Below are 24,068 nucleotides of genomic sequence, written 5' to 3' on the forward strand. Positions count from 1 at the left end.
CAGGATCACCGGGCGGGTGCCGCGGCTGGTGGTGCGGACGAACGACTGGTCGATCTTGATGGTGTCGAACGGGAAGCGCTGCAGATAGGCCAGCGAGGAATGCCCGGTGCCGAAATCGTCGAGCGACAGCCCGGTGCCGAGTTCGCGGATCCGGTGCAGCATTTGCGCGGCGTGTTCCGGATTTTCCATCACCAGCGATTCGGTCAATTCCAGCTTCAGCGTGCCACGCGCCACCGTGGAGCGCGACAGCACGGTGCGGATGTCGTGCAATAGGTCGTGGCGCAGCAACTGCCGCGACGAGACGTTGACGCTGGCGAAGATCGGCTCGCGCGAGCGCATCGCGCGCTGCCAGATCGCCAGTTGCTTGGCGGTCTGGTCCATCACGAACATGCCGAGATCGATGATCAGTCCGATCTCCTCGGCGATGGCGATGAACTCCACCGGCGACATCCGCCCGAGCTTGGGATGATCCCAGCGCGCCAACGCTTCGAAGCCGGCGATCGAGCGATCCTCCAGCCGCACGATCGGCTGATACAGGATGGTGATTTCCTGGCGCTCGATGGCGCGGCGCAATTCGGATTCCAGCGTCAGCCGGTCGGTCTTGCGCGCCCGCATCACCGGCTTGTAGACGTCGATGCGATCGCCGCCGATCCGCTTCGAGTGATACATCGCCAGCTCGGCGTCCTTGATGATCTCGTCGGTGAGCTGCGCCTGCGGATCGGATAGCGCGAGGCCAATCGAGGCGGTGAGGAAGATCTCGCGGTCGTTGAAGGCGATCGGCGCGCGGATGGTCTTGCGGATGGTCTCGGCGAAGGCGGTGATCTTGGCGGGGTCCTGCTCCGACATCAGGATCAGGCCGAACTGATCGCCGGCGAGCCGCGCCAAAGTGTCCTGCGGCTTCAGAATTCGCGTGAGCCGGCGCGCCAGCGTCAGCAGGATCGAATCGCCGACCGCGATGCCGACCGAATCGTTGACCTGCTTGAAGCGGTCGAGGTCGATCACCATCAGCGTCGGTCGCAGGTTCGGCATCGACTTGGCGAAATTGGCCACCGCATTGAGCCGGTCGATGAACAGCTTGCGGTTCGGCAGCCCGGTGAGGTTGTCGTGCACGGAATCGTGCAGCATGCGTTCTTCGGCGTTCTTGATCTCGGTGACGTCGGTCAGCGTGCCGACCACGCGCGAGACTTCGCCATCGGAGCCGACCACCGGGCGCGCCTTCAGCGCGAACCACATGAAGCGGCCGTCCGGGGTGCGCAGCCGGAAATCCTGGGTCAGCCGGCCGCGGCGCTGGTCGAGCACCGAGTCGAGCGCGGCGCGAAACCGATCCTGGTCGAGCGGATGCAGCACTTCCAGCCATTTCGCCGCGGAGCCTTCCAGCGTGCCGCGCTTCAACCCGAGCAGGGTTTCGGTCTCTGGGCTGGTGAACACCTTGTCGGCGGCGACGTCCCAGTCCCAGATCAGGTCGCCGGAGCCGGTCAGCGCCAGCGCGCGGCGCTCGATGTCTGACACCACGCCGGTCGGCGCGCTGCCGCCGGCAAAAGCGTGCTGCATCACCGTGAAGCCGATCAGCATCACGATCAACACCAGGCCGCCGAGCAGCGCCGGGCCGACGATGTCGTTGGTGACGCTGCCGGCCACCGTCATGCCTGCAGCGATCACCCACACCACCAGCAGGAACCAGGTCGGGATCAGCAGCACCGCGCGGTCGAAGCCGTGGGTCGACAGATACAGGATCAGCGCGAAGCCGGCGAACGCGATCAACACCAGCGACATCCGCGCAATGCCCGACGCCACCGCGGGATCGAACAGCGCCAAAGCCACCAAGGATCCGAGAAAGACCAGCCAGCCCAGCGTGATGTGCGAATAGCGCACATGCCAGCGGCTGAGGTTGAGATAAGCGAACAGGAACACCAAGAGCGTGGCGGCGAGGATGGCTTCGCCGGAGGCGCGCCACACCCGCTCGGCGCCCGACGACATGTCGAGCACCTTGCCCCAGAATCCGAAATCGACGCCGATATAGACCAGCACCGCCCAGGCCAGCGCCGCCGCCGCCGGGAACATGATGCTGCCCTTGACCACGAACAGGATGGTCAGCACCAGCGCCAGCAGGCCGGAGATGCCGATCACGATGCCCTGATACAGCGTGAACGAGTTGACCTTGTCCTTGTAGGCCTCCGGTTCCCACAAATAGAGCTGCGGCAGCTTGTCGGTGCGCAATTCGGCGACGAAGGTGATCACCGCGCCGGGGTCCAGCGTGACCCGGAACACGTCGGCGGTGGGGGAATCCTGGCGCTCCGGGCGGTCGCCGGTCGACGGCGTCACCGTGGCGATCCGCGACATTCCGAGATCCGGCCAGAACAGCCCGGAGGAGACGATGCGATAATGCGGCGCGACGATCAGCCGGTCGAGCTGGTCGTCGGTGTTGTTAGCCAGCGCGAACACCACCCAGTTCTGGCCGCCCTCGCGGGCGCGCACCTCGATGCGGCGCACGATGCCGTCGGTGCCGGGCGCGGTCGACACCTGAATGCGGTCGGCCTCGCTGCGCTGATGATCGAGCACCGCGGTGAGGTCGATCGCGGGCGCGTCGCCGCGGACGCTGACCGCGTCGATGGCATTCGCCGGTGAGCCGGCCGCAACCATCATCAAGCCCAGCGCGGCGAGCGCGAGGCACCTGATCAGACGCAATGTCGGTTCTCCGCGTTGGTCGTCACGTCACGCGCACCCCTGTGCGGTTCTGACGCGCGATAAATGACATGAATGTGAGGGCTTTCAAAGGCTTTCCGGACCGCGCCGGGCCTCACAGCGTCAACACAATTTTGCCAATATGTTGGCTGGATTCCATCCGGCGGTGCGCCTCCGCCGCCTCGGCGAGCGGGAAGCTGCTGTCGATCAAGGGCTTGAGCCGGCCCTCGCGGAACAGCGGCAGCACCCTGGATTCGATCGCGGCGACCATCGCCGCCTTGTCGGCGTCGCTGCGCGCCCGCAGCGTCGAGCCGGTATGCTGCAGTCGCTTCATCATCAGCTTGACGAAATTGACGGTGGCTTTCGGGCCGTGAAGAAACGCGATCTGAACGATGCGGCCGTCGAACGCCGCGGCGTTGTAGTTCTTCTCGATGTAATCGCCGCCGACCATGTCGAGGATGACGTCAGCGCCATGGCCTTGGGTGAATTCCTTGACGATGCCGACGAAGTCTTCGGTCTTGTAGTCGATGGCGCGGTCTGCCCCGAGTTTGACGCAAGCCGCGGCCTTGTCGTTGGAACCGACGGTGACGATCACGGTCGAGCCGAACGCCTTGGCAAGCTGGATCGCCATGGTGCCGATGCCCGAGGAACCGCCGTGAATCAGCAGGGTTTCGCCGGGCTTGAGGCCGCCGCGTTCGAACACATTGTGCCACACCGTCATCAGCGTCTCAGGCGTGGCGCCGGCCTCGATGATCGACAGCCCGACCGGCACCGCCATCGCCTGGGCGTCCTGGGCGATGCAATAGGGGGCGTAGCCGCCGCCCGCGACCAGCGACATCACGCTGTCGCCGAGCTTGTGCCGGCTGGCGCCCTCACCGAGCGCGACCACTTCGCCGGCCACTTCCAGGCCGGGCAGATCGCTGGCGCCGGGCGGCGGCGGATAACTGCCGGAGCGCTGCGCCACGTCCGGCCGGTTGACGCCGGCGGCCTGCACCTTGATCAGGATTTCGCCGGGGCCGGGCTGCGGCACCGGGCGGGTCTCGGGCAGCAGCACCTCGGGACCGCCCGGCTTGCTGATTCCGATCACGGTCATTTGCGCGGGTACGGGTTCCATGATTTGTCCTTGCGAAGCGGGTAGGGCGGGAGAAGATCGGCTAGGATTAGACAGCCGGTGCCGCACTGGCAACCGTTCCGGATCACGCAAAAGTGGGGCAAAGCCGATGGCGATTGAGGACGACGACAAGCCGAAGAAGAAATTGAGCCACGAAATCGGGCAGGATCTGTCGCTGCTGTCGGTCGAGGAACTGAACGAGCGGATCGCGCTGCTCACCGCGGAGATCGATCGGCTGCAGGCGGCGATGACGATGAAACGCGCCACCCGCGACGCCGCGGATCGGATCTTCAAAACCACCCGCTAAGCGCGGATCACTTCGCCGCCAGCCCGAGTTCCCGCAAAATGCAAACCAAACCTCAACAAAACCGTTCATTTACGCGATATTAAGCTTTCCAGCCTATTACTCTGATTGTCCATCTTTGGACGCCGAGTGGCTCCTGTCCACTCTGCTTTGACGCCTCCCTGTTATCAACTTCAAAGCCGCCGGCAACGGCGGCTCTTTTTTGCGCTCCGGTTTTCTACGGAGCGAGGGACGCGATGTTAACCCTTGCAGGCGACGCGGCTGGACTCTGCCCCGCGGGCGCGCAATGATTTGTTCATCATAACCGGCTGGCAAAACAGGCTGGGGACGGAACAGGTGGCGTGAGGCGTTAACGATGTCGGATTCAATGCAGGGCGACTCCGCTCTCGTTCATTTCAGCGAGCGGCTGACCAATTCCGCAGCGTTCAGTGCGCTGTTTCGCGACGGCATGGATCTGGTCGAGGAAACCGCCGCCTATCTGGACGGCATCGGCCGCTCCGAGGCCAAGACGCTGGATCGCTCCGTCAGCCTGACCTATGCGACCGAAAGCATGCGGCTGACCACGCGGCTGATGCAACTCGCCTCCTGGCTGTTGCTGCATCGTGCGGTCAAGGAAGGCGAGATGACGCTGAGCCAGGCCAACCGGGAAAAGACCAAGGTCAAGCTCAGCGCCGCTGAGCCCGGCCCGGCCGAGATGATCGCGAAACTGCCCGAGCAGTTGCAGGAACTAATCGCCCGCTCGATGCTGCTGCAGGACAAGGTGCGCCGGCTCGATACCACCATGCACGCCGACGGGTCAGACCGCGCCCCGATCGGCAATCCGCTGGTGCCGCAGCTCAATCGGCTGAAGGCGGCGTTCGAGCGCTAGACTGAAAGGCCGGCACTGAAAGGCGGGGGCAGGGACACCGAGCCTGTCCTATATTCGGTGACAACAACTTTCGCCGAGGCGCCGATGACGGGTCCGGACTCAACGGACGACAGCGCAACGGTGACCAGCCATCTGCTGGCCTATTTGCGCTCGCATGGCAAAAAGCTCGACCTCATTCTCGATACCCTGGGCCGTCATCGCGAGCATCTCGGTCCTGTTGACCGCAACATCGGCGACGTTGGGCGCGACGTCGGCGACCTCCGGCGCGACGTGCAGGAGGTCAAGGGCGACCTCTTGCAATTTAGGTTGGGGTTGAAGCATCCAACCTCAAACCATCGTCATCCCGGATTGCGAGTTCGAAGAACGAGCAAGTCCGCGATCCATATCCCCTTCAGGGGTTACGGATTCCGGGCTCACTCGCAACTGTCGCTGCTCGAGCCCCGGAATGCCGGCCTATAAAATCTCGAAGCGCATCAACAGCCGGGAAGAGCCGCGCGTCCGTTAGCCGCAGAAAGCGAATATCTGCCGGCAACGCAAAAAAACGCCCCTGCAGGCAGGGGCGTTCGGTTTTCCAGCGATTGTGATCAGGTGAGGCAGCCGCCGAGCGGCCTTAGCCTCAGCCTTGGCCTCAATCCTTCTTGAGGAAGCCCGAAAACTTCTTCTGGAACCGGGACACCCGGCCGCCGCGATCGAGCATCTGCTGCTGGCCGCCGGTCCAGGCCGGATGCGACTTGGAGTCGATGTCGAGGTTCAGCTTGTCGCCTTCCTTGCCCCAGGTGGAGCGCGTCACGTATTCCGTGCCGTCCGTCATGACTACCGTAATGCTATGATAATCCGGGTGAATTTCGGCTTTCATGAATGATCCTTCGGGGCCTTTTGGCCCGCAACACGGCGAATTGAGGGGTGGATTTCCGCGTTCCTATATCGCACGACGCGGGTCAAGACAAGGTATTCACCGGATTTGCCAGCAGCCTTGCCCACGTCTATTTACAATCCTTCAAAAGTGACGCGGCGGTAAACATCGATGATCCAAAAGATCCGGCCCGACACCAAGTCAAAAGGCACCGTGATTGCGCTGTCGCTGGAAGCGATCGCGGAAAGCGAGAAGGTCGTGCCGGCGGGGCGCCCGGCGCCGAAGGCCGAGCCGCTGACCGATGGCGTGTCCGCGGCGAAGGCCGCGGCTAAGCCCGGCCGGCTGCGCCCCTTGTTGTTGCTGGCGCCTTACGTCGACCGCTATCGCTGGCGCGCCAGCTTCGCCTTCGTGGCGCTGACGGTGGCCGCGGCGACCACGCTGCTGGTGCCGCTGGCGGTGCGCCGGCTGATCGATTTCGGCTTCAGCCCCGAAGGCATCGCGCTGATCAACAGTTATTTCCTGGTGATGGTGGTGATCGTCGCGGTGCTCGCGGTGGCGAGTGCCGCGCGTTACTACCTGGTGATGACGATCGGCGAGCGCATCGTCGCCGATCTGCGCCACGACGTGTTCGCGCATCTCACCAAGCTGTCGCCGTCGTTCTTCGATTCGGCGCGCAGCGGCGAACTGGTGTCGCGGCTCACCGCCGACACCACCCAGATCAAATCCGCGGTCGGCGCCTCGGTGTCGATCGCGCTGCGCAACATGATGCTGTTCATCGGCGCGGCCTCGATGATGGTGATCTCCAGCCCGCGCTTGAGCGGCTTCGTGCTGGCGGCGATCCCGTTGATCGTGCTGCCGCTGGTGGCGTTCGGCCGCTGGGTGCGGCGGCTGTCGCGCAACGCCCAGGATACTTTGGCCGATGCCTCGGCCTATGCCTCCGAACTGGTGTCCTCGATCCGCACCGTGCAGGCCTATACCAATGAGGGGCTGTCGAACCAGCGGTTCGGCCGCGAGGTCGAGCAGGCCTATGAGGCGGCGCGTAGTTCCACGGGCGCCCGCGCTGTGCTCACCGCGATCATCATCTTCATCGTGTTCTCCAGCGTGGTGGCGATCCTGTGGGTCGGCTCGCACGACGTGGTGTCGGGCGACATCAGCGCCGGCCGGCTCAGCCAGTTCGTGATGTATGCCGCCTTCGCCGCCGCCGGCCTCGGCCAGCTCAGCGAAGTATGGGGCGAGGTCGCCGGCGCTTCCGGCGCCGCCGAGCGGCTGTTCGAAATTTTGCGGGTCAAGCCGGATGTCGCGGCGCCGGCCTCGCCGCGCGCGTTTCCGGTGCCGGCGCGCGGCGACGTCGTGTTCGACAATGTCAGCTTCGCCTATCCGATGCGGCCGGAGACCCCGGCGCTCGACGGCGTGTCGCTGTCGGTCCGCGCCGGCGAGAAGGTGGCGATCGTCGGCCCCTCCGGCGCCGGCAAAAGCACGCTGTTCCACCTCTTGCTACGGTTCTACGATCCCTCCTCCGGCAAGGTCTCGCTCGACGGCGTGCCGATCGCCGCCGCCGGTCCGCAGTGCCTGCGCGAGCGCATCGCGCTGGTGTCGCAGGAGTCGGTGATTTTCGCCGCCTCCGCGCGCGACAACATCCGGTTCGGCCGTCCCGACGCCAGCGACGCCGAAGTCGAGCGCGCCGCCGAACAGGCCCACGCCACCGAATTCATTCGCCGGCTGCCGCAGGGCTTCGAGACGCAATTGGGCGAGCGCGGCGTGACGCTGTCCGGTGGCCAGCGCCAGCGCATCGCCATCGCCCGCGCGATCCTGCGCGACGCGCCGCTCTTGCTGCTCGACGAAGCGACCTCGTCGCTCGACGCCGAGAGCGAAACCTTGGTGCAGACCGCGCTGGAAGAATTGATGCGGCACCGCACCACGGTGGTGATCGCGCATCGCCTCGCCACCGTGCTGTCCTGCGACCGCATCGTGGTGATGGAGCAGGGCAAGATCATCGAGCAGGGCACCCATGCGCAGCTGGCCGCCGCCGGCGGGCTCTATGCCCGCCTCGCCCGGCTGCAGTTCGAGGTGGCGTGAGGGAACGGACGCTCCGACACATCAAGCCGCGCGCCGCTGCTTCGGCCTCATGTCTGGTGGATTGCATTGAACAGGCGCTCACTGCGATTTACAGCGATGCGTAGGACATGCCGCCCGCCAGCCAAAATCGTTTACGCAACGGCGATGTGCGACTAGACTCCCGCGATGGCATCATTGAGCGGCACCGTGACATCGGATTTTGATCCGCAGCTATATCTCAGGATGCATCCTGACGTGCGCTTGGCCGCCGCCGATCCGGTGCAACACTATCTCAAATACGGGCGAAGAGAGGGGCGGTCGATTCGTCCGACCTTGCGTCACGAGAAGCTGTTATCATTCATCGATTACAACAAGCTCGGCTTGGAAGTGGGGCCAAGCCACAGCCCGATATGCCCAAGATCCCGAGGTTACAAAGTCGAGATTCTTGATCATCTCAGTCAACCGGACCTGAAGACGAAATACGCTCAACACGGCGTGGATTTGAATGCCATCGAAGCCGTGGATTTTGTCTGGAGCGGCCAGCGCTTTAAAGATCTCACACGACGGAATCACGAGTACGGTTGGGTTGTCGCGTCCCATGTGATCGAACACACCCCGGACTTGATTAGTTTTCTTCAGGGCTGCGACGATATTTTGCAGGACGACGGCGTGTTGGTCCTCGCGGTTCCCGACAAGCGATTCTGTTTTGACTATTTGCGGCCTGTCACATCTCTCGCCGCCATAGTTGATGCGTATGAAGCAAAGCGAACGGTGCATTCGGCAGGGACTGCCGCGGAATATTATCTGAACGTATGCCAGATTCCTCCCGGTAAGGCTTGGACCAAGGTCACGAGTTCCGATTTGCGGATCATTCATTCGGTGGCCGAGGCCAAATCCGCAATGGAGGCGGCCAGGAATTCAGTCTTCATCGACCTTCATTCCTGGTGTTTCACGCCTTCCAGCTTTCGACTGATCCTGCATGATTTGTTCACGCTTGGATTTATCCAAAGCCGTGAGGTCGGATTCTTCGACAGCAACGGCGGTGAATTCATCATCGCTCTCGGGCGAAAAGGGGCTGGGCCTGAAATTCCCCGCACTGAGCTTGCGTTGATGGCGGGACGCCCGTTTTCAGCTGCGCGAGGAGTCGGCGAGGCGGGAAATGTGGTCCTGAATATCGGACGGAGGGTTTCACGGCGCCTCCGCCGTCTAATCGGGCGACTTGGTCATGCGGTGCGATGATCAGCTACGGCTCCCACACCATGTTCAGCACCGCACGGCCCGAAGCGTTGGTCTCCTCGCCGGTCACGGCGAAGCCGTTGCGTTCGTAGAACTTGATGGCGCGGAAATTGTCGGCGTTGACCTTCAGCGTGACGCCGGTGGGCGATAGCCGCTTGGCCTGATCGACCAGCGTGGCCGCGAGGCCGCTTCCCCATTGCGCCGGCGCCACCACCAATTGATCGAGATAGCCGCTGCCATCGATGGTGACGAAGCCGGTCAATTCGCCGTCCTGCTCCGCCACCACGACGCTGGCGTTCGGCAACAGCTCGCCGCGCCAGCGCTCGCGCCACCAATCCAGCCGCGCGGCGAAGTCGATCGACGGGTAGGTCAGTTGCCAGGTCTTCAGCCACAGCGCGATCGAGGCGTCCTCGTCGTCGGCCTGATAGCGCCGCAGATCAAAGCCTTGCGTCATGCCTCAGCGCTCCGTCAGCTTCAATTCGATGCGGCGGTTGCGCTTGTAGGCGTCGTCGGTCGCGGCGACGTCGAGCGGCTGGAATTCACCGAACCCGGCGGCGACCAGCCGCTGCGGCGGCACCCCGAGCGAGACCAGATATTGCACCACCGAAATCGCGCGGGCGCTCGACAATTCCCAGTTGGATTTGAACTGCCCGGTGATCGGGCGAACGTCGGTGTGGCCGTCGACCCGCAAGACCCAGGCGATTTCCGCCGGAATCTGCTTGTCGAGATCGGTCAGCGCCGCAGCCAGCTTGTCGAGTTCGGCGCGACCCTCGGGCAACAGCTGCGCCTGGCCGGTGTCGAAGAACACTTCCGACTGGAACACGAAGCGGTCGCCGACGACGCGGATATCCGGCCGGTTGCCGAGGATGGCGCGCAATCGCCCGAAGAATTCCGAGCGGTAGCGTGACAATTCCTGCACCCGCTGCGCCAGGGCGACGTTGAGCCGCTGACCGAGATCGGTGATCCGGCTCTGCGATTCCTTGCCGCGCTGTTCCGAGGCGTCGAGCGCCTCTTCGAGCGCGGCGAGCTGGCGGCGCAGCGCCGAGATCTGCTGATTCAACACCTCGACCTGCGCCAGCGCGCGGGCCGAGAGCTGCTTCTCGGAATCCAGCGCCTTGTTGAGCTCGGTGGCGCGGCCGGCGGCGTCGTTGCCGGCGCCGGCGAGGCCGTCATAGAGGCCCTTGACGCGGTCGCGCTCGGTTTCGGCGGAGGCCAGGCCGGCGCGCAGCTGCGACAGCTGATCCTCGAGATTGAGTTTGCCGAGCTTTTCCAGCGACAATAGGTCGTTGAGCTGCGCGAGCTTGGCGTTGAGCTGCTCCAGCGCCTTGTCCTTGCCGGTGACCTCCTGCGACAGGAAGAACTGCACCACCAGGAACACCGACAGCAGAAATACGATCGACAAAACCAGCGTCGACAGCGCGTCGACAAAGCCGGGCCAGTAGTTGAAGCCGGGATCGTTGCGGCGGCCGCGGGCTAGCGCCATTCAGAGGTCTCCGCGGCGAGCGGCAGCGAGCGCGGAGCGCGCCCGGCGGATCAACAAGCCGTCGCCCTTCGAGGCCGTCGCTGCGCTCCGGCGCCTCAGGGTGACGGCGACCGGGTTCGCTGCGCGGGCGGCTACGACGGCGGAAGCGTCATCCTGAGGTGCGCGCCGCATTTGCGGCGCGCCTCGAAGGATGGCCACAAGTGAGGTCGGCATCCTAATTCTTCTCCGGCTGGCGGGCGAGGTGCTGCAGCAGCGCCTTGATCTCGCGGTTTTGCTCGCCCTGGCCGTCGGCCCATTCGCGGATCAGCTGCTGTTCGCTGCGCATGTGCGCGACGAGACTCTGGATCGCGTCGGCGAGGTTGGCCATCGCCGTGGTGGTGCGGCGGCTGGAGCCGTCTTCGAAGGCGCGGCGCAGCCGCTCGATCGCGCCTTGCAGCTCGGCGCTGCCTGCCGCGGCACCGGGCGCCGCGACCGCGCCGTCGCCGACATAGTCGCGCACCGTGGAGGCCAGCCAGTCCTCGAGGTCGGTGTAGAACCGGTTCTGCGCCTGGCTGGATTGCAGATCGAGGAAGCCGAGGATCAGCGAGCCGGCGAGCCCGAACAGCGACGAGGAGAACGAAATGCCCATGCCGCCGAGCGGCGCGGCGAGGCCTTCCTTCAGCGTGTCGAACAGCGAGCCGGCGTCGCCGCCGACCTTGAGGCCGTCGATCACCTTGCCGACCGAGCCGACGGTTTCGATCAGCCCCCAGAAGGTGCCGAGCAGCCCGAGGAACACCAACAGCCCGGTCATGTAGCGCGAGATGTCGCGGGCCTCGTCCAGCCTGGTGGCGATCGAGTCGAGCAGATGCCGCATGGTCTGCTGAGAAATCGACATCCGGCCCGAGCGCTCGCCGCCCAGAATCGCCGCCATCGGCGCCAGCAAAGTGGGGCGCTGCGGCAACGCCAGCCCCGGATCGCTGATGCGAAAATTATTCACCCAGGCGACCTCGGGATAGAGCCGGATCACCTGGCGGAACGACAGCACGATGCCGATCAACAGCACCGCGCCGATCAGCGCGTTGAGCCCGGGATTGGCGAAAAAGGCGGTGATGATCTGCTTGTACAGCACCACCAGGAGCAGCGCGCACAGCACCAGGAACACCAGCATGCGGATCAAAAAGATCCGCGGCGACGACAGCTTGTTGAACGCGACGTCGATCGCGGAGCGGGAGCCTTGCGCCATTGTTGGTGTCACCATTCGTTGCAGGCGAGGTGGTTGCGGCTTCAATATGGCACAGCGCTGGCCGGAAGGAAGCATCGCCCGGTGCAATCCTTTGGAACCCGGCCGATACCGCCGCAGCCGGCCGCGCCGCGCCCGCCGTTGCCGGCGAAGGGCGGTTACTCGCCGGCCTGCAGTTCGCGCCGCGGCGGCATGGCGAACAGGTCGGGCCGCGCCGGTTGCGGGCCGGGCGGAGCCGCCGGCGCATCATGGCTGAAATCCAGCTCCTCGATCCGGCCGGCGCGGCGCTCGATCTTGTCGGCCGAGATCAGGATCTGGCGGACGTCCTCATTGACCTGACCGAAATGGGTCTGCAGCTTCAGCACGCGGTCGCGTAGCCGGCTCAGATCGTCGCCGAGACTCATCACCTCGGTGCGGATCTGGTCGGCGGCGTCGCGCATCCGCGCGTCTTTCAGGATCTGCTGCATCACCTGGATCGCCAGCATCAGCAGAGACGGCGACACCAGCACGATGCGGGCGCGGTAGGCTTTCTGAATGACGTCGTCGAAGCGCTCGTGGATTTCGGCATAGACCGATTCCGACGGCACGAACATCAGCGCGGTGTCCTGGGTCTCGCCGGGGATCAGGTATTTTTCGGCGATGTCGGTGACGTGGCGTATCACGTCGTTGCGCAGCCGCTGCGACGCGGCGCGCCGCGCCTCCTCGGAGCGGGCGTCGCGCAGCGCGGTGATCGCCTCCAGCGGAAACTTGGCGTCGATGCACAGCGGCCGCTGATCGGGCAGGAACACCACGCAGTCCGGCCGCTTGCCGCTGGACAGCGTGTATTGGAACGCATAGGCGCCGGTCGGCATGCCGTCGGCGACGATCGCCTCCATCCGCGCCTGGCCGAACGCGCCGCGCGACTGCTTGTTGGCCAGCACGTCGCGCAGCGTCGTCACCTGCGCGGTGAGCTCGGTGAGGTTGTGCTGCGCGTCGTCGATGATGCCGAGCCGCTCGTGCAGCACCCGCAGGCTGTTGAGGGTGTGGCGGGTGGTGTGCTCCATCGACTGGCCGACCCGCTGGGTCACCGAATCCAGCCGCTCGCTGACCGCGCGTGCCATTTCGGCCTGCCGGCCGGCCAACGCCTGGCCCATCGCCGCGACCCGGCCGCTCGACTCGTGCTGCGCCCGCATCATCTCGGCCAGCCGATATTCCAGCTCGTCGGCGCGGGCGGCCTGCGCCATCGCCGTCGCGCTGCCGGTGCCCAATCCGCGGGCGATGATCACGGCAATGGCGGCGAGCAGCAGCAGCGTCACCGCGGCAAAGCCGATCGCCGCTTCACCGACGCTGACCGGCAAGTCGCCAACCGTGAACAGGATGTCGTTCATGTCAGCATTGTAGCAGACTAGATGCGGTATGAGAACGAAGGAAGAACATTTATGGTTAACCACGGCTTAAGGGATATGGTTAACCGCGGGCTAACCATCATGGTTAATGCCGGGTTAAAGATCCGCCCGGTCTGAATCGTTGTGTGGTAGCTAAAGTGGCATCCGCAGCGGATTGACCGGGGCGGTATCGCAGATTAAATCGCAACAATGGCCCTGCGCGAAATCATCATCATACCAGACAAGCAGCTTCGCTTGATCTCCAAGCCGGTCGAAACGGTCAGCGCCGAGGTGCGCCGGCTCGCCGACGACATGTTCGAGACCATGTACGAGGCGCCCGGCATCGGCCTTGCCGCGATCCAGGTGGCGCAGCCGGTGCGGCTGATCACCATGGATCTGGTCCGCAAGGAGGGCAACGGCCAGACTGAGCCGCGCGCCTTCATCAACCCGGAAATCGTTTCGGTGTCCGAGGAGATGAACGTCTACGAGGAAGGCTGCCTGTCGATCCCGGAATATTACGCCGAGGTCGAGCGGCCGAAACAGGTGCGGATCCGTTACACCGACCTCGACGGCAATGTGAAGGAAGAGGATGCCGACGGGCTGTTCGCCACCTGCATCCAGCACGAGATTGACCATTTGAACGGCGTCTTGTTCGTCGATCACATCTCCAAGCTGAAGCGCCACATGGTGATGAAGAAGTTCGAGAAGGCCGCCAGGCACGGCGTCAAATACGTCTGACGGTTTTGACCGGCGATGGCGGGTTTGATATCATTGATATCAAAGGAACCGCCGATGGCCGACCTGCTGATCCGCGACATCGATCCCGAGCTGAAGCGCCGTATCGAAATGAGGGCGCAGGAAACCGACATCAGTCTGTCGGATGCTGCGAAACTACTTATACGGCGCGGCCTCGCGGCGGGTGAAACTCCGCGCCGATTGGGCACCGAATTGTTCGCGCTGGTGCCGCCGGAACATCGCGTTGATCTCGACTGCGAAATTCCTGATGTGGCCAGCGAGCCCCCGGACTTTTCGTGATCATTCTCGACACCAACGTTGTCTCCGAAGCCCTCCGACCGAAGCCGAACCTCGGGGTGCGCGATTGGCTCGATACCCAGCCGGCTGACGCGCTTTTCATTTGCGCGCCGGTGTTGGCCGAGATCCGCTTCGGCATCGAACGGCTGGACGCCGGCGTGCAGCGGCAGAAGCTATTGGCCTCGGCTGCGCGGCTGGAAAGCGTGACGTTCTTCGACCACATCCTTCCGTTCGATGCTGTTGCGGCGACGATCTATGGGCGGATCGCGGCGCAGCGCCAATCGGCGGGACGGCCGATTGGCGTTATGGACTGCATGATCGCTGCGATCGCGCTCGCGCATCAAGCCGCCGTCGCCACGCGCGACAGATATGGCTTTGACGGCGTCGGCCTGACCGTTATCAATCCGTTCGAAATTTGAACGACCGCAGGATTCTCCATGCCGCTTCGCCTGATTTTCATGGGCACCCCGGATTTCGCGGTGCCGACGCTGCGCGCGCTGGCCGCCGCCGGCCACCAGATCGTCGCGGTGTATAGCCGCGAGGCGAAACCCTCCGGACGCGGCATGAAACTGCAGCCAACCCCGGTGGCGCAAGAGGCCGAGCGGCTCGGCATCCCGGTGCTGACGCCGAAGACGCTGCGCTCGGCGGAGGCCGCGGCGGAATTCGCTGGCTTCCACGCCGACGCCGCGGTGGTGGTGGCCTATGGCATGATCCTACCGCAGCCGATTCTGGACGCGCCGACATTCGGCTGCTTCAACCTGCACGGCTCGCTCTTGCCGCGCTGGCGCGGCGCGGCACCGATCAACCGCGCCATCATGGCCGGCGATGCGGAGTCCGGCGTGATGGTGATGAAGATGGACATCGGCCTCGACACCGGCGACGTGGCGCTGACCGGACGGATCGCGCTCACCGACGCGATGACTGCGGCCGACCTGCACGACGCGCTGGCGCCGCTCGGCGCCGAACTGATGGTGGAGGCGATGGCGCTGCTCGAGCGCGGTGCATTGCGCTTCACCAAGCAGCCTGAGGACGGCGTGACCTACGCCGCCAAGATCGACAAGGCCGAGGCGCGGATCGACTGGACCAAGCCCGCGCGCGCCGTGCTGCGCCATATCCACGGGCTGTCGCCGTTTCCCGGCGCCTGGTGCGAGCTGCCGATCGAGGGCGATTTGGTGCGGGTGAAGATTTTACGCTGCGCGCTCGCCGAGGGCTCAGGCGCGGCGGGCGCCTTGCTCGACGACCGCCTCACCATCGCCTGCGGCGACGGCGCCATCCGCATCCTGCAATTGCAGCGCGCCGGCAAGCAGCCTATGCAGGCGCAAGATTTCCTGCGCGGCACGCCGCTGCAGCCACCGCTGCGGGTGTGCTAGCCTGTTACCCGCGCCGTCACCCCGAGGAGCCCGCCGCAGGCGGGCGTCTCGAAGGGCGACGGCCTTCGTTATTCCTTTCAGCCGCCATCCTTCGAGGCTCGCCGCAAGCGCGGCTTCGCACCCCGGATCAAGTCCGGGGCAGGCTCTCAGGATGACGGCGCGTCTTGCCAGGATCGTCGCCGAACATGCCGCGCTACAAGCTTATCATCGAATATGACGGCAAGCCTTATTGCGGCTGGCAGATCCAGGACAACGGTCCCTCGGTGCAGGGCGCGCTGGAGGATGCGGTGAAGGCGATCTGCGGCAGCTTCGTCCGCGTCAACGGGGCGGGGCGCACCGACGCCGGCGTGCACGCGCTGGCGCAGGTGGCGCATTGCGACATCGCCAAGGAATTTGCGCCGGGCCGGCTGCGCGATGGGCTGAACGCGCATCTGCGGCCGCATCCGATCGGCGTATTGAGCGCCGAGATCGTGCCGGACACGTTCGAAGCGCGGTTCTCGGCGGTTAGGCGGCACTATGTCTATCGGATCAGCAACCGCCGCGCCAATCTGGCGCTGCAGATCGGCAAGGTGTGGCGGCTGCCGCGACGGCTCGATACCGCGGCGATGCACCAGGCCGCGCAGCGATTGCTCGGCAAGCACGACTTCACGACCTTTCGCGACACCGAATGCCAGGCCAAATCGCCGGACAAGACGCTGGATCAGCTCGACGTGATCCGCGACGGCGACGACGTTTCGATCGTCACCTCGGCGCGCTCGTTCCTGCACAGCCAAGTGCGCTCGATGGTCGGCTCACTGGTCTGGGTCGGCGAGGGGCGCTGGAGCGCCGACGATCTCGCCGCGGCGCTGGCGGCGCGCAACCGCACCGCCTGCGGCCCGGTGGCGCCGCCGGATGGATTGTATCTGGTGAAGGTGGATTATTGAGGCTCTTCTTCACCTCTCCCCGCTTGCGGGGAGAGGTCAACCGGCAGAGCGCAGCGCAGCCGGTCGGGTGAGGGGGCGTTTCAGCAGGTCACCGACTCACCAACCCCTCAGCCCAACCCTCTCCCCGCAAGTGGGGCGAGGGGGCTCGCCGCCGCTCTTGCGATGTGGTCGGTTCGATTGAGAGGTGTATTAATTATCTGAACGACCCTTCCCGCGGGCGGCGCAACGCTAGTCATTCCGGGGCGCGGGGCCGCAGGCCGAGCGAACCCGGAATCTCGCGGCGAGCACCCGCGTGCCGTCGCGGAGCAAGATTTCGGGTTCGCTCGCGGCTATCGCGCTCGCGCCCCGGAATGACGATTTCCATTCAGGCGAAATACCGTTCCAGCACGCCGCGATAGATCTGCGTCAGCGTCGCGAGGTCGGCGACCGGGGTGCGCTCGTCGATCTTGTGCATGGTCTGGCCCACCAGGCCGAACTCGATCACCGGGCAATAATGCGTGATGAAGCGCGCATCCGAGGTGCCGCCGCCGGTGTTGAGCTCGGGCCTGCGGCCGGTGACCTGTTCGATCGCCGCAGCGACCAGATCGGTGAACGCGCCGGGCTTGGTGACGAAGGCGGCGGCGTTCGACGGCAGCCAGTCGATCCGAGCCTTGATGCGGTTGCCGCAGGCGGTCTCGACACGCTGTTCGATCAGCGCCTGCAAACTCTCGGCGCTGTGCTGATCGTTGAAGCGGATGTTGAACCGGGCGCGGGCCTGTGCCGGAATCACATTGGTCGCCGGGTTGCCGACGTCGACCGAAGTGAACTCCAGGTTCGAAGGCTGGAAGGTGTCGCTGCCGGCATCGAGCGGATCGTTGCCGAGCGCCACGATCAGCGCCGCGATATCCGGCACCGGGTTCGATGCGCGGTGCGGATAGGCGACGTGGCCCTGCACGCCGTCGACGATCAACGTGCCGGACAACGATCCGCGGCGGCCGATCTTGATGCAGTCGCCGAGCGCCTCGACATTGCTGGGTTCGCCGAGCACGCAGTGGTCGAATTTTTCGCCGCGCGCCGCCGCCCATTGCAAAAGCTTGACGGTGCCGTTGACCGCGACGTCTTCTTCGTCGCCGGTGATCAGGAACGAAATCGAGCCTTGCCCCGAGTCATGCGGCTGGCCGCCATGCGCCGCCAAATACTCGAGCACCGCGGCGACGCTGCAGGCGATGCCGCCCTTCATGTCGACCGCGCCGCGGCCGTACAATTGGCTGTCGTGCACCTCGCCGGCGAAGGCGCCGTGCGACCACGCCGCCACATCGCCGGGCGGCACCACGTCGGTATGGCCGGCGAAGCAGAGATGCGGCGCCGAGGTGCCGATCCGGGCGTAGAGATTGTCGATGTCGGCGGCGCCGGGCTCGCTGAAGGTCACCCGATGCACGTCGAAGCCGGCGGCCTGCAGCAGCCGCTCCAGCACCCCGAGCGCGCCGGCGTCGGCCGGGGTCACCGAGGGGCAGCGCAACAGGTCTTGCGCGATGGAAAGGGCGTCGATTGGGTTCACAGGCATCAATATCTCGCGGGCTCGAGCGGATCGGGTCCATAGGCATTCGGGCCCGGCGTGCCGCGCAGGCAGCCGAATTCGACGAACGCCCAGATCGAGATCGCCGCACTCAGCAGCGACAGCGCCACGCCGCCACCGCCATGAACCACGGTCCGGCCGCCGCCGCCGAGCAGGCTCGGGCCGAGCCAGAACACCAGCAGCCACCAGGCGCTCTTGTCGCGGTCGTGCAGCCGCTTGATGGCGACCGCGAGGCCGGACCAGATCCCGATCAGGAACAGCAAAGCCCCGCCGAGCCACAAAGCGATGCCGGTGCCGGCGAAGGCGAAACGATCGTCCTTGTCGAGGTCGCCGATTACCAGCAAGGCGATCCCGGCGAAGGCGATCCAGGCGGCGACGTAGATCAGCGCCGCGAGCCAATATTTGCCGCGGTTGATGCGGCCATTGCAGCTGAACAGCAGCGTGGTCAGATCCATCTCGACTCTCGACGGCGGCGGCGCCCGCGTGGCGCCGATTGCATGTTAGTTCAGTCGCGCAACAATTCGTTGATGCTGGTCTTGGAGCGGGTGCGCTCGTCGACCCGCTTGACGATCACCGCGCAGGCGGTGGAGGGGCCGGGCGCGCCGTTTTTCAAGGGACGGCCGGGCAGGTTGCCGGGCACCAGCACGGCATATTCCGGCACCTCGCCGACGAAAATCTCGCCCGACTCGCGGTCGACGATCTTGGTCGAGGCGCTGAGAAAGACCCCCATCGCCAGCACCGCGCCACGGCGCACGATGACGCCCTCGGCGACCTCCGAGCGCGCGCCGATGAAGCAATCGTCCTCGATGATCACGGGACCGGCCTGCAGCGGCTCCAGCACGCCGCCGATGCCGACGCCGCCGGAGATGTGCACGCGCTTGCCGATTTGCGCGCAGGAGCCGACCGTCGACCAGGTGTCGACCATGGTGGCCTCGTCGACATAGGCCCCGAGATTGACGAAAGACGGCATCAGCACCACGTTCTTGGCGATGAAGGCGGAGCGCCGCACAATCGCGCCCGGCACCGCGCGGAAGCCGGCGTCGCGAAACCTATTCTCGCCCCAGCCTGAGAATTTCGACGGCACCTTGTCCCACCAGGTGGCGCCGCCGGGGCCGCCGGAAATCGTGCTCATGTCGTTGAGCCGGAACGACAGCAGCACCGCCTTCTTCAGCCACTGGTTGACGGTCCATTTGCCGTCGTCGCCGCGCTCGGCGACCCGCGCCTCGCCCTTGTCCAACAGGTCGAGTGCGTGCTCGACGGCGTCGCGGACTTCGCCCTTGGTCGCGGCGCCGACGGTATCGCGCGCGTCGAACGCGGTGTTGATGGAGACTTCGAGAGCGGACAGCGACATCGGGGATTCCTTAGGCGATTGGCGGCGCGGCGAGGCTGCTTTTGTCGGGATTTGGCCGGGGAGAGTCAAGCCGGCGCGGCTGCGGGGCACCGCCGCGCCGCCCATCCGGCCGTCATCGCCCGGCTTGAACGGGCGACCCAGTATTGCAGAGACTTCATGGCGGAGACTTGATGTCCGAGACCTCGCGCATGCAGGCCCGCAGCTTCTACGTCTACATCCTGGCCAGCCAGATTGGCGGCACGCTGTACATCGGCGTGACCAACGACCTCGTTCGCCGCGTCGCCGAACATCGATCGAAGGCCGCCGAGAGTTTCACCAAACGCTATGAAAGTGGATCGGCTGGTCTATTTCGAGTGCTTCGACGATATCGCGGCCGCGATCCACCGCGAGAAGCGGTTGAAGAAATGGAAGCGCGAGTGGAAGGTGCAATTGATCGAGAAAGACAATCCGGATTGGAATGATCTCTATCCGTGGATTGCAGGGATCTGAACGGACGCTCTGGGATACTGGGTCGCCCGGTCAAGCCGGGCGATGACGGTTTTTCCTGGAGTGGGCTCTGCGGCCTATTACGCCGTGCTCAACCCCGTCAAAAACCCGGTCAGATCGTCGGTGACGAAATCGACATGGGCGGCGTCGCGGCCTTCGAGCTCCCAGTCCTCGCGCACCACCGCCTTGCTGCCGTCCGGCACCACCAGCACCGTGGTCATGCCGAGCCGATGCGGCACTGCGAGGTTGCGGGCGAGGTCCTCGAACATCGCGGCGCGCGCCGGATCGACGCCGTGCAGATCGAGGAAGCGCTGATAGGTCTGCGGCGCCGGCTTCGGCTCGAGTTGCGCGGCGATGATATCGAACACCGCCTCGAAATGATGTTCGATGCCGAGGCGCTCCAACACCTTGGCGGCATGGGCGGCGGAGCCGTTGGTGAGGATCAGCTTGCGCCCGGGCAAGGCGGCGATGGCGTCGCCCATCGCCGGATTGGGCTCCAGCGGCGAATGGTCGATCTCGTGCACGTAAGCCAGGTAGTCGTCGGCGCGCACGCCGTGCTCGGTCATCATGCCGCGCATCGTGGTGCCGTAGCGGTGATAGTAGTCCTTCTGGATCCGGAACGCGTCCTCCGCCGGGATGTCGAGATAGGAAGCGACGAAATCGCGGATCCGGACGTCGACCTGCTGCCACAGATTGACGTGATGCGGATACAGCGTGTTGTCGAGGTCGAACACCCAGGTGTCGATCTGGGTGAAATTGCGCTGTTGATCCTGCGTCATTGGTCCAGTCATGGTTCTGCTTCGCCTCTCCCGTTGGTAGAGGTCGGATCGCGCCCGTCTTTCTATCACGGCACCGCGAAGCGCAGCGTCTTGCCGCCGCCCGACAGATCCACCGACGTAAAGCCGGTGCGGTTGAAGCCGCGCCCGGCACAATCGCTCTGGTCGGTGATCTCGAACTTGCTGTCGCGGGTGCACAGCATCACGCCGCCGCCCCAGTTCAGCGGCTTGTCCTTGATCCGGACGGCGCGATTGTCGGCGTCCACGGCCTCAGCGAAACTGTAGAGCTGTCGCGGCTGGCCCGAGACGTCGGGGTGCAGGCATTTGCCGGGATCGACGCGGTACCAGCCGCGGCTGGTCACCGCCTTGCCGTCGTCGCTGCCGACTGCGGCCATGATCTTGTGCGGGGTGTCGTTGCACCAGGTCAGCCCGTTGGTGGAGGGCGACTCGACCGCCTTGATCATGCTGTCGAAGAAATTCGGCGCCTGCACGATGTCGGTACCAAGCCCGCGGCTTTTCAGGAACGCCGCCAGCGCGGCTTGCGTCTTCGGGCCGTCGACGCCGTCGATCGGGGCGGCGTCGTAGCCGGCGATCACCAAAAGCCGCTGGATGCCGGCGAGCTTGGCCTGCTCGTCGTCATATTCGCTGTCCTCGGCGAGATAGGCGACCAGATTGCCGTCCTCGGTCGCGGTCGGCTTGATCTCGGTGAAGGGGGCTGCGGTCTGGCCGCTGCGGCATTGCCGCGCCGCGGCGATGACGAAATTGTCCGGCGCGATGCATAGCCGGTCGCTGCCGTTCTGCGGCACCGGCGAGGCGCCATAGACTCCGAGCGCGCGGGCATGCAGCAGGATGCGGTCGGCGCTGAGCGTGCCCTGCACCACGACGCGGCATTGCGCCGGATCGATCCGGAACCAGCCACGGGTGGCGGTTGCGGCCTTGTCGTCGATGCCGATCGCGGCCTCGACCACATAGCTCATGCGGTTGCAGAGCTTCAGGTCAGCGTGGGCGGGGGCGATGCCGGCCGCCAGCGCCAAAAGCGCCGCGCCGAAGCGCAGCGCGCTCCTCATGGTGAGGAGCGCGCTCTTGCTGGCGCGCGTCTCGAACCATGAGGGCCGCGCGCGCCTTTGGCCATCCTTCGAGACGCACGGCTTCGCTCTTCGAGCTGCGCCGGGCTCCTCAGGATGACGGCCGTGCTGGCGTCGGCGGCCCCGGAAAATGGCTCGGCTGTTGCCGGCCATCACTTGTGGATCAGCGTGCCGGTGCCCTGGTTGGTGAACAATTCCAGCAGCACCGCGTGCGGGGTCTTGCCGTCGATGATCACCACGCCCTGCACGCCCTGTTCGAGCGCGTAGATGCAGGTCTCGACCTTGGGGATCATGCCGCCGGAAATGGTGCCGTCGGCGATCAGCCGGCGGGCGTCCTTGACCGACAATTCCGGGATCAGCTTCTTCGACTTGTCGAGCACGCCCGGCACGTCGGTCAGCAGCAGCAATCGCTTGGCCTTCAGCGCGCCGGCCACCGCGCCGGCAAAAGTGTCGGCGTTGACGTTGAAGGTCTGGCCACTCACCGAGGTCGCGAGCGGCGCCAGCACCGGGATCAGCTCGTGGCCGATCAACTGGTTGAGCAGCGTGAGGTCGACCTTTTCCGGTTCGCCGACGAAGCCGAGGTCGATCACCTCCTCGATGCGGGAATCCGGATCGACCATGGTGCGGGTCGCCTTCGAGGCGCTGACCATGTTGCCGTCCTTGCCGCACAGCCCCACGGCCTTGCCGCCGGCCTCGTTGATGTAGCCGACCAGTTGCTTGTTGATCGAACCGGCCAGCACCATCTCGACGATCTCGATGGTGGCGGCGTCGGTGATGCGCAGCCCCGCGGCGAATTCCGATTTGATGCCGAGCCGCTGCAGCATGGTGGCGATCTGCGGGCCGCCGCCATGCACCACCACCGGATTGATCGCGGTCTGCTCCAAGAGCACGATGTCGCGCGCGAACGCCTTGGCGAGATCCTCGGCGCCCATGGCGTGGCCGCCATATTTGATGACGATGGTCTCTTCGTCATATTCCTGCATATGCGGCAGCGCTTCCGACAGGATGCGAGCCTGATCCAGCGGGCTGATGAGGGGCGCGTCGGTCATGAACGGGATCTCACGATTCGCGGGGAGGGTGGTTTCGACGCCAAGAGCGCTAGCATTTCGGCGCGTGCGATCCTAGGGGCGGATGGCGTGCCAAACATGTGAGGCGCTTCTCCCTTCCACAAGGGGAGAGGAAAGAAAGGCGCGCTCTATTGCTGGCGCGGCGGCGCCAGCGCGGCGGCAGCGAGCACGAGCCAGCTCAGGATCATGGTGGTGCCGCCAATCGGCGCAGCCATCGGGAACAGGCCGAAGCCCGCGAATTGCCGCAGCGTCAGGTCGCCTGTGAACAAGAGCGCCCCGATCTCGAAACCGCAGGCTGCCAGCAGGCCCGGCAGCGCGCGAACCAAGCCGCGCTCGGCGAGCAGCACCGCGGCGATCGCGGCCAGCGCGTGAAACAGCAGCATCGACGAGGCGGAGCCGAGCCTCGCGGCGTCGGGCAGATGCGCCGCCATCGCCGCAAGTGCCACGCCGCAGCCGCCCATCAGCCCGGCCAGCGCGATCAGCACGCGGACGATGGCGCCGCGGCTCATCGGCTGCGCTCGCCGATCAATTTGATCATCGCCGCGCGCAACTCAGGCATGCCGTCGCCGGTGCGCGACGAGGTCACCAGCAATTCCGGATAGGCGGCGGGGTGCTTGCGCAACGCCGCCTCGACGTCGACGCGGCGCTGCGCCAGTTCGGCGGGCTTCACCTGGTCGGCCTTGGTCAGCACGATCTGATAGCTCACCGCGGATTTATCGAGCGTGTTCAGCACGTCCTGATCGACCTCCTTGAGGCCGTGGCGGGCGTCGATCAGCACATAGACCCGCGCCAGCGTCGAGCGGCCCTGCAGGAAATTGTGGATCAGCGAGGTCCAGGAGGCGATCTTGGCTTTCGGCGCCGAGGCGTAGCCGTAGCCCGGCATGTCGACCAGCCGGAAATTGGCGTCCTGCGGGCCTTCGAAGAAGATCAATTCCTGGGTTCGGCCCGGGGTGTGCGAGGTCCGCGCCAGCGCGTTGCGGCCGGTCAGCGCATTGATAAGGCTGGATTTACCGACATTGGAGCGGCCGGCGAACGCCACTTCGAGGCCCTGCATCGGCGGCAGCGTCTCGATCGAGGGCGATGCCCAGATGAACTGCCAGTCGCCGGCGAACAGCTTGCGGCCCTGTTCGATCAGCTTCGCATCAAGGTCGTCGGTCATGCGAAGGCTTTCCGCTAGGTGGCTGCGATCATTCGCAACCACGACGTCATTCCGGGGCGGGAGCTCTTTGCGAGCAAGCCCGGAATCCA

25 protein-coding genes and 1 pseudogene are annotated in these 24,068 nt (G+C 65.3%); 11 read left to right on the forward strand and 15 right to left on the reverse strand.

Going from position 1 to position 24,068, the window contains the following annotated elements; all coding sequences use genetic code 11:
* Both VGC77_RS07775 and VGC77_RS07780 read right to left on the reverse strand, forming a co-directional pair.
* Window positions 1–2,685 (reverse strand): EAL domain-containing protein (locus VGC77_RS07775; protein WP_331171000.1); only part of this gene is annotated, 2,685 nt, incomplete at its 3' end.
* A gap of 112 nt (window positions 2,686–2,797) precedes the next feature.
* Window positions 2,798–3,796: an NAD(P)H-quinone oxidoreductase gene (locus tag VGC77_RS07780; RefSeq protein ID WP_331171001.1), complete on the reverse strand. Its 999-nt coding sequence runs from the start codon at window positions 3,794–3,796 to the stop codon at window positions 2,798–2,800.
* 106 nt (window positions 3,797–3,902) lie between these two features.
* On the opposite strand from VGC77_RS07780, the gene VGC77_RS07785 reads away from it, so the two are divergent.
* The 3 genes from VGC77_RS07785 to VGC77_RS07795 all read left to right on the forward strand — a co-directional run bounded on the left by VGC77_RS07785 (window position 3,903) and on the right by VGC77_RS07795 (window position 5,424).
* On the forward strand, window positions 3,903–4,100 hold the full coding sequence (locus tag VGC77_RS07785) for a DUF1192 domain-containing protein (RefSeq protein WP_331171002.1): 198 nt from the start codon (window positions 3,903–3,905) through the stop codon (window positions 4,098–4,100).
* A gap of 352 nt (window positions 4,101–4,452) precedes the next feature.
* Window positions 4,453–4,965, forward strand: a complete 513-nt coding sequence (locus tag VGC77_RS07790; RefSeq protein ID WP_331171003.1) for a DUF1465 family protein — start codon at window positions 4,453–4,455, stop codon at window positions 4,963–4,965.
* Between the two features lie 84 nt (window positions 4,966–5,049).
* Window positions 5,050–5,424: a hypothetical protein gene (locus VGC77_RS07795; RefSeq protein WP_331171004.1), complete on the forward strand. Its 375-nt coding sequence runs from the start codon at window positions 5,050–5,052 to the stop codon at window positions 5,422–5,424.
* Window positions 5,425–5,593: 169 nt separating this feature from the next.
* On the opposite strand, the gene rpmE is transcribed toward VGC77_RS07795, so the two are convergent.
* Window positions 5,594–5,821 carry a 50S ribosomal protein L31 gene (gene rpmE / locus VGC77_RS07800; protein ID WP_331171005.1) on the reverse strand — a complete coding sequence of 76 codons (228 nt, stop codon included), beginning with the start codon at window positions 5,819–5,821 and terminating at the stop codon, window positions 5,594–5,596.
* 168 nt (window positions 5,822–5,989) lie between these two features.
* On the opposite strand from rpmE, the gene VGC77_RS07805 reads away from it, so the two are divergent.
* Together VGC77_RS07805 and VGC77_RS07810 are read left to right on the forward strand one after the other, a co-directional pair.
* Entirely contained in the window at window positions 5,990–7,894 is a 1,905-nt protein-coding gene (locus VGC77_RS07805; RefSeq protein WP_331171006.1) for an ABC transporter transmembrane domain-containing protein, read from the forward strand.
* Window positions 7,895–8,059: 165 nt separating this feature from the next.
* Window positions 8,060–9,112: a methyltransferase domain-containing protein gene (locus tag VGC77_RS07810; protein WP_331171007.1), complete on the forward strand. Its 1,053-nt coding sequence runs from the start codon at window positions 8,060–8,062 to the stop codon at window positions 9,110–9,112.
* A gap of 4 nt (window positions 9,113–9,116) precedes the next feature.
* On the opposite strand, the gene VGC77_RS07815 is transcribed toward VGC77_RS07810, so the two are convergent.
* From VGC77_RS07815 to VGC77_RS07830, 4 genes are all read right to left on the reverse strand, one after another.
* Entirely contained in the window at window positions 9,117–9,563 is a 447-nt protein-coding gene (locus tag VGC77_RS07815; RefSeq protein ID WP_331171008.1) for a GNAT family N-acetyltransferase, read from the reverse strand.
* Between the two features lie 3 nt (window positions 9,564–9,566).
* On the reverse strand, window positions 9,567–10,592 hold the full coding sequence (locus VGC77_RS07820) for a peptidoglycan -binding protein (RefSeq protein WP_331171009.1): 1,026 nt from the start codon (window positions 10,590–10,592) through the stop codon (window positions 9,567–9,569).
* 214 nt (window positions 10,593–10,806) lie between these two features.
* Window positions 10,807–11,814, reverse strand: coding sequence for a flagellar motor protein MotA (locus VGC77_RS07825; protein WP_331171010.1), 1,008 nt, complete (start codon window positions 11,812–11,814; stop codon window positions 10,807–10,809).
* 155 nt (window positions 11,815–11,969) lie between these two features.
* Window positions 11,970–13,178 carry a DNA recombination protein RmuC gene (locus tag VGC77_RS07830; RefSeq protein WP_331171011.1) on the reverse strand — a complete coding sequence of 403 codons (1,209 nt, stop codon included), beginning with the start codon at window positions 13,176–13,178 and terminating at the stop codon, window positions 11,970–11,972.
* 207 nt (window positions 13,179–13,385) lie between these two features.
* Between VGC77_RS07830 and def the strand changes: the two genes are divergently transcribed.
* From def to truA, 5 genes are all read left to right on the forward strand, one after another.
* On the forward strand, window positions 13,386–13,913 hold the full coding sequence (gene def / locus VGC77_RS07835) for a peptide deformylase (protein WP_331171012.1): 528 nt from the start codon (window positions 13,386–13,388) through the stop codon (window positions 13,911–13,913).
* A gap of 54 nt (window positions 13,914–13,967) precedes the next feature.
* The gene (locus VGC77_RS07840) at window positions 13,968–14,210 is read left to right on the forward strand and encodes a hypothetical protein (RefSeq protein WP_331171013.1); all 243 of its coding nucleotides are present in this window, start codon (window positions 13,968–13,970) and stop codon (window positions 14,208–14,210) included.
* Window positions 14,207–14,626 carry a type II toxin-antitoxin system VapC family toxin gene (locus tag VGC77_RS07845; protein WP_331171014.1) on the forward strand — a complete coding sequence of 140 codons (420 nt, stop codon included), beginning with the start codon at window positions 14,207–14,209 and terminating at the stop codon, window positions 14,624–14,626. Before VGC77_RS07840 ends, VGC77_RS07845 begins: the two co-directional genes overlap by 4 nt.
* Before the next feature lie 18 nt (window positions 14,627–14,644).
* Window positions 14,645–15,577 (forward strand): methionyl-tRNA formyltransferase, encoded by a 933-nt coding sequence (gene fmt / locus VGC77_RS07850; RefSeq protein WP_331171015.1) that lies wholly within the window; start codon window positions 14,645–14,647, stop codon window positions 15,575–15,577.
* A 185-nt stretch (window positions 15,578–15,762) separates the two neighbouring features.
* Complete coding sequence (gene truA, locus VGC77_RS07855; protein WP_331171016.1) at window positions 15,763–16,500, forward strand: tRNA pseudouridine(38-40) synthase TruA; 738 nt, start codon at window positions 15,763–15,765, stop codon at window positions 16,498–16,500.
* Between the two features lie 364 nt (window positions 16,501–16,864).
* On the opposite strand, the gene dapE is transcribed toward truA, so the two are convergent.
* The 3 genes from dapE to dapD are packed head-to-tail and all read right to left on the reverse strand — an operon-like array spanning window position 16,865 to window position 19,406.
* The gene (gene dapE, locus VGC77_RS07860) at window positions 16,865–18,043 is read right to left on the reverse strand and encodes a succinyl-diaminopimelate desuccinylase (protein ID WP_331171017.1); all 1,179 of its coding nucleotides are present in this window, start codon (window positions 18,041–18,043) and stop codon (window positions 16,865–16,867) included.
* A complete protein-coding gene (locus VGC77_RS07865; protein ID WP_331171018.1) occupies window positions 18,043–18,510 on the reverse strand; it encodes a DUF805 domain-containing protein in 468 nt (155 codons plus the stop codon). Before VGC77_RS07865 ends, dapE begins: the two co-directional genes overlap by 1 nt.
* A gap of 50 nt (window positions 18,511–18,560) precedes the next feature.
* Window positions 18,561–19,406 carry a 2,3,4,5-tetrahydropyridine-2,6-dicarboxylate N-succinyltransferase gene (gene dapD / locus VGC77_RS07870; RefSeq protein WP_331171019.1) on the reverse strand — a complete coding sequence of 282 codons (846 nt, stop codon included), beginning with the start codon at window positions 19,404–19,406 and terminating at the stop codon, window positions 18,561–18,563.
* A 188-nt stretch (window positions 19,407–19,594) separates the two neighbouring features.
* Between dapD and VGC77_RS07875 the strand changes: the two are divergent.
* Window positions 19,595–19,895 (forward strand): annotated as a pseudogene (locus VGC77_RS07875) (GIY-YIG nuclease family protein).
* A gap of 77 nt (window positions 19,896–19,972) precedes the next feature.
* Here VGC77_RS07875 and VGC77_RS07880 read toward each other — a convergent pair.
* The 5 genes from VGC77_RS07880 to yihA all read right to left on the reverse strand — a co-directional run bounded on the left by VGC77_RS07880 (window position 19,973) and on the right by yihA (window position 23,979).
* A complete protein-coding gene (locus tag VGC77_RS07880) occupies window positions 19,973–20,671 on the reverse strand; it encodes a pyrimidine 5'-nucleotidase (protein ID WP_331171020.1) in 699 nt (232 codons plus the stop codon).
* Between the two features lie 65 nt (window positions 20,672–20,736).
* Window positions 20,737–21,735: a DUF1036 domain-containing protein gene (locus VGC77_RS07885; protein ID WP_331171021.1), complete on the reverse strand. Its 999-nt coding sequence runs from the start codon at window positions 21,733–21,735 to the stop codon at window positions 20,737–20,739.
* 170 nt (window positions 21,736–21,905) lie between these two features.
* On the reverse strand, window positions 21,906–22,802 hold the full coding sequence (argB, locus tag VGC77_RS07890) for an acetylglutamate kinase (RefSeq protein ID WP_331171022.1): 897 nt from the start codon (window positions 22,800–22,802) through the stop codon (window positions 21,906–21,908).
* 146 nt (window positions 22,803–22,948) lie between these two features.
* On the reverse strand, window positions 22,949–23,329 hold the full coding sequence (locus VGC77_RS07895; protein ID WP_331171023.1) for a DUF423 domain-containing protein: 381 nt from the start codon (window positions 23,327–23,329) through the stop codon (window positions 22,949–22,951).
* Entirely contained in the window at window positions 23,326–23,979 is a 654-nt protein-coding gene (gene yihA, locus VGC77_RS07900; protein ID WP_331171024.1) for a ribosome biogenesis GTP-binding protein YihA/YsxC, read from the reverse strand. The genes VGC77_RS07895 and yihA overlap by 4 nt, the downstream gene beginning before the upstream one ends.
* Between the last annotated feature and the right edge of the window lie 89 nt (window positions 23,980–24,068).

It is taken from the genome of Rhodopseudomonas sp., assembly GCF_036404135.1.
In the GTDB taxonomy this organism is placed as follows: domain Bacteria; phylum Pseudomonadota; class Alphaproteobacteria; order Rhizobiales; family Xanthobacteraceae; genus Rhodopseudomonas_A.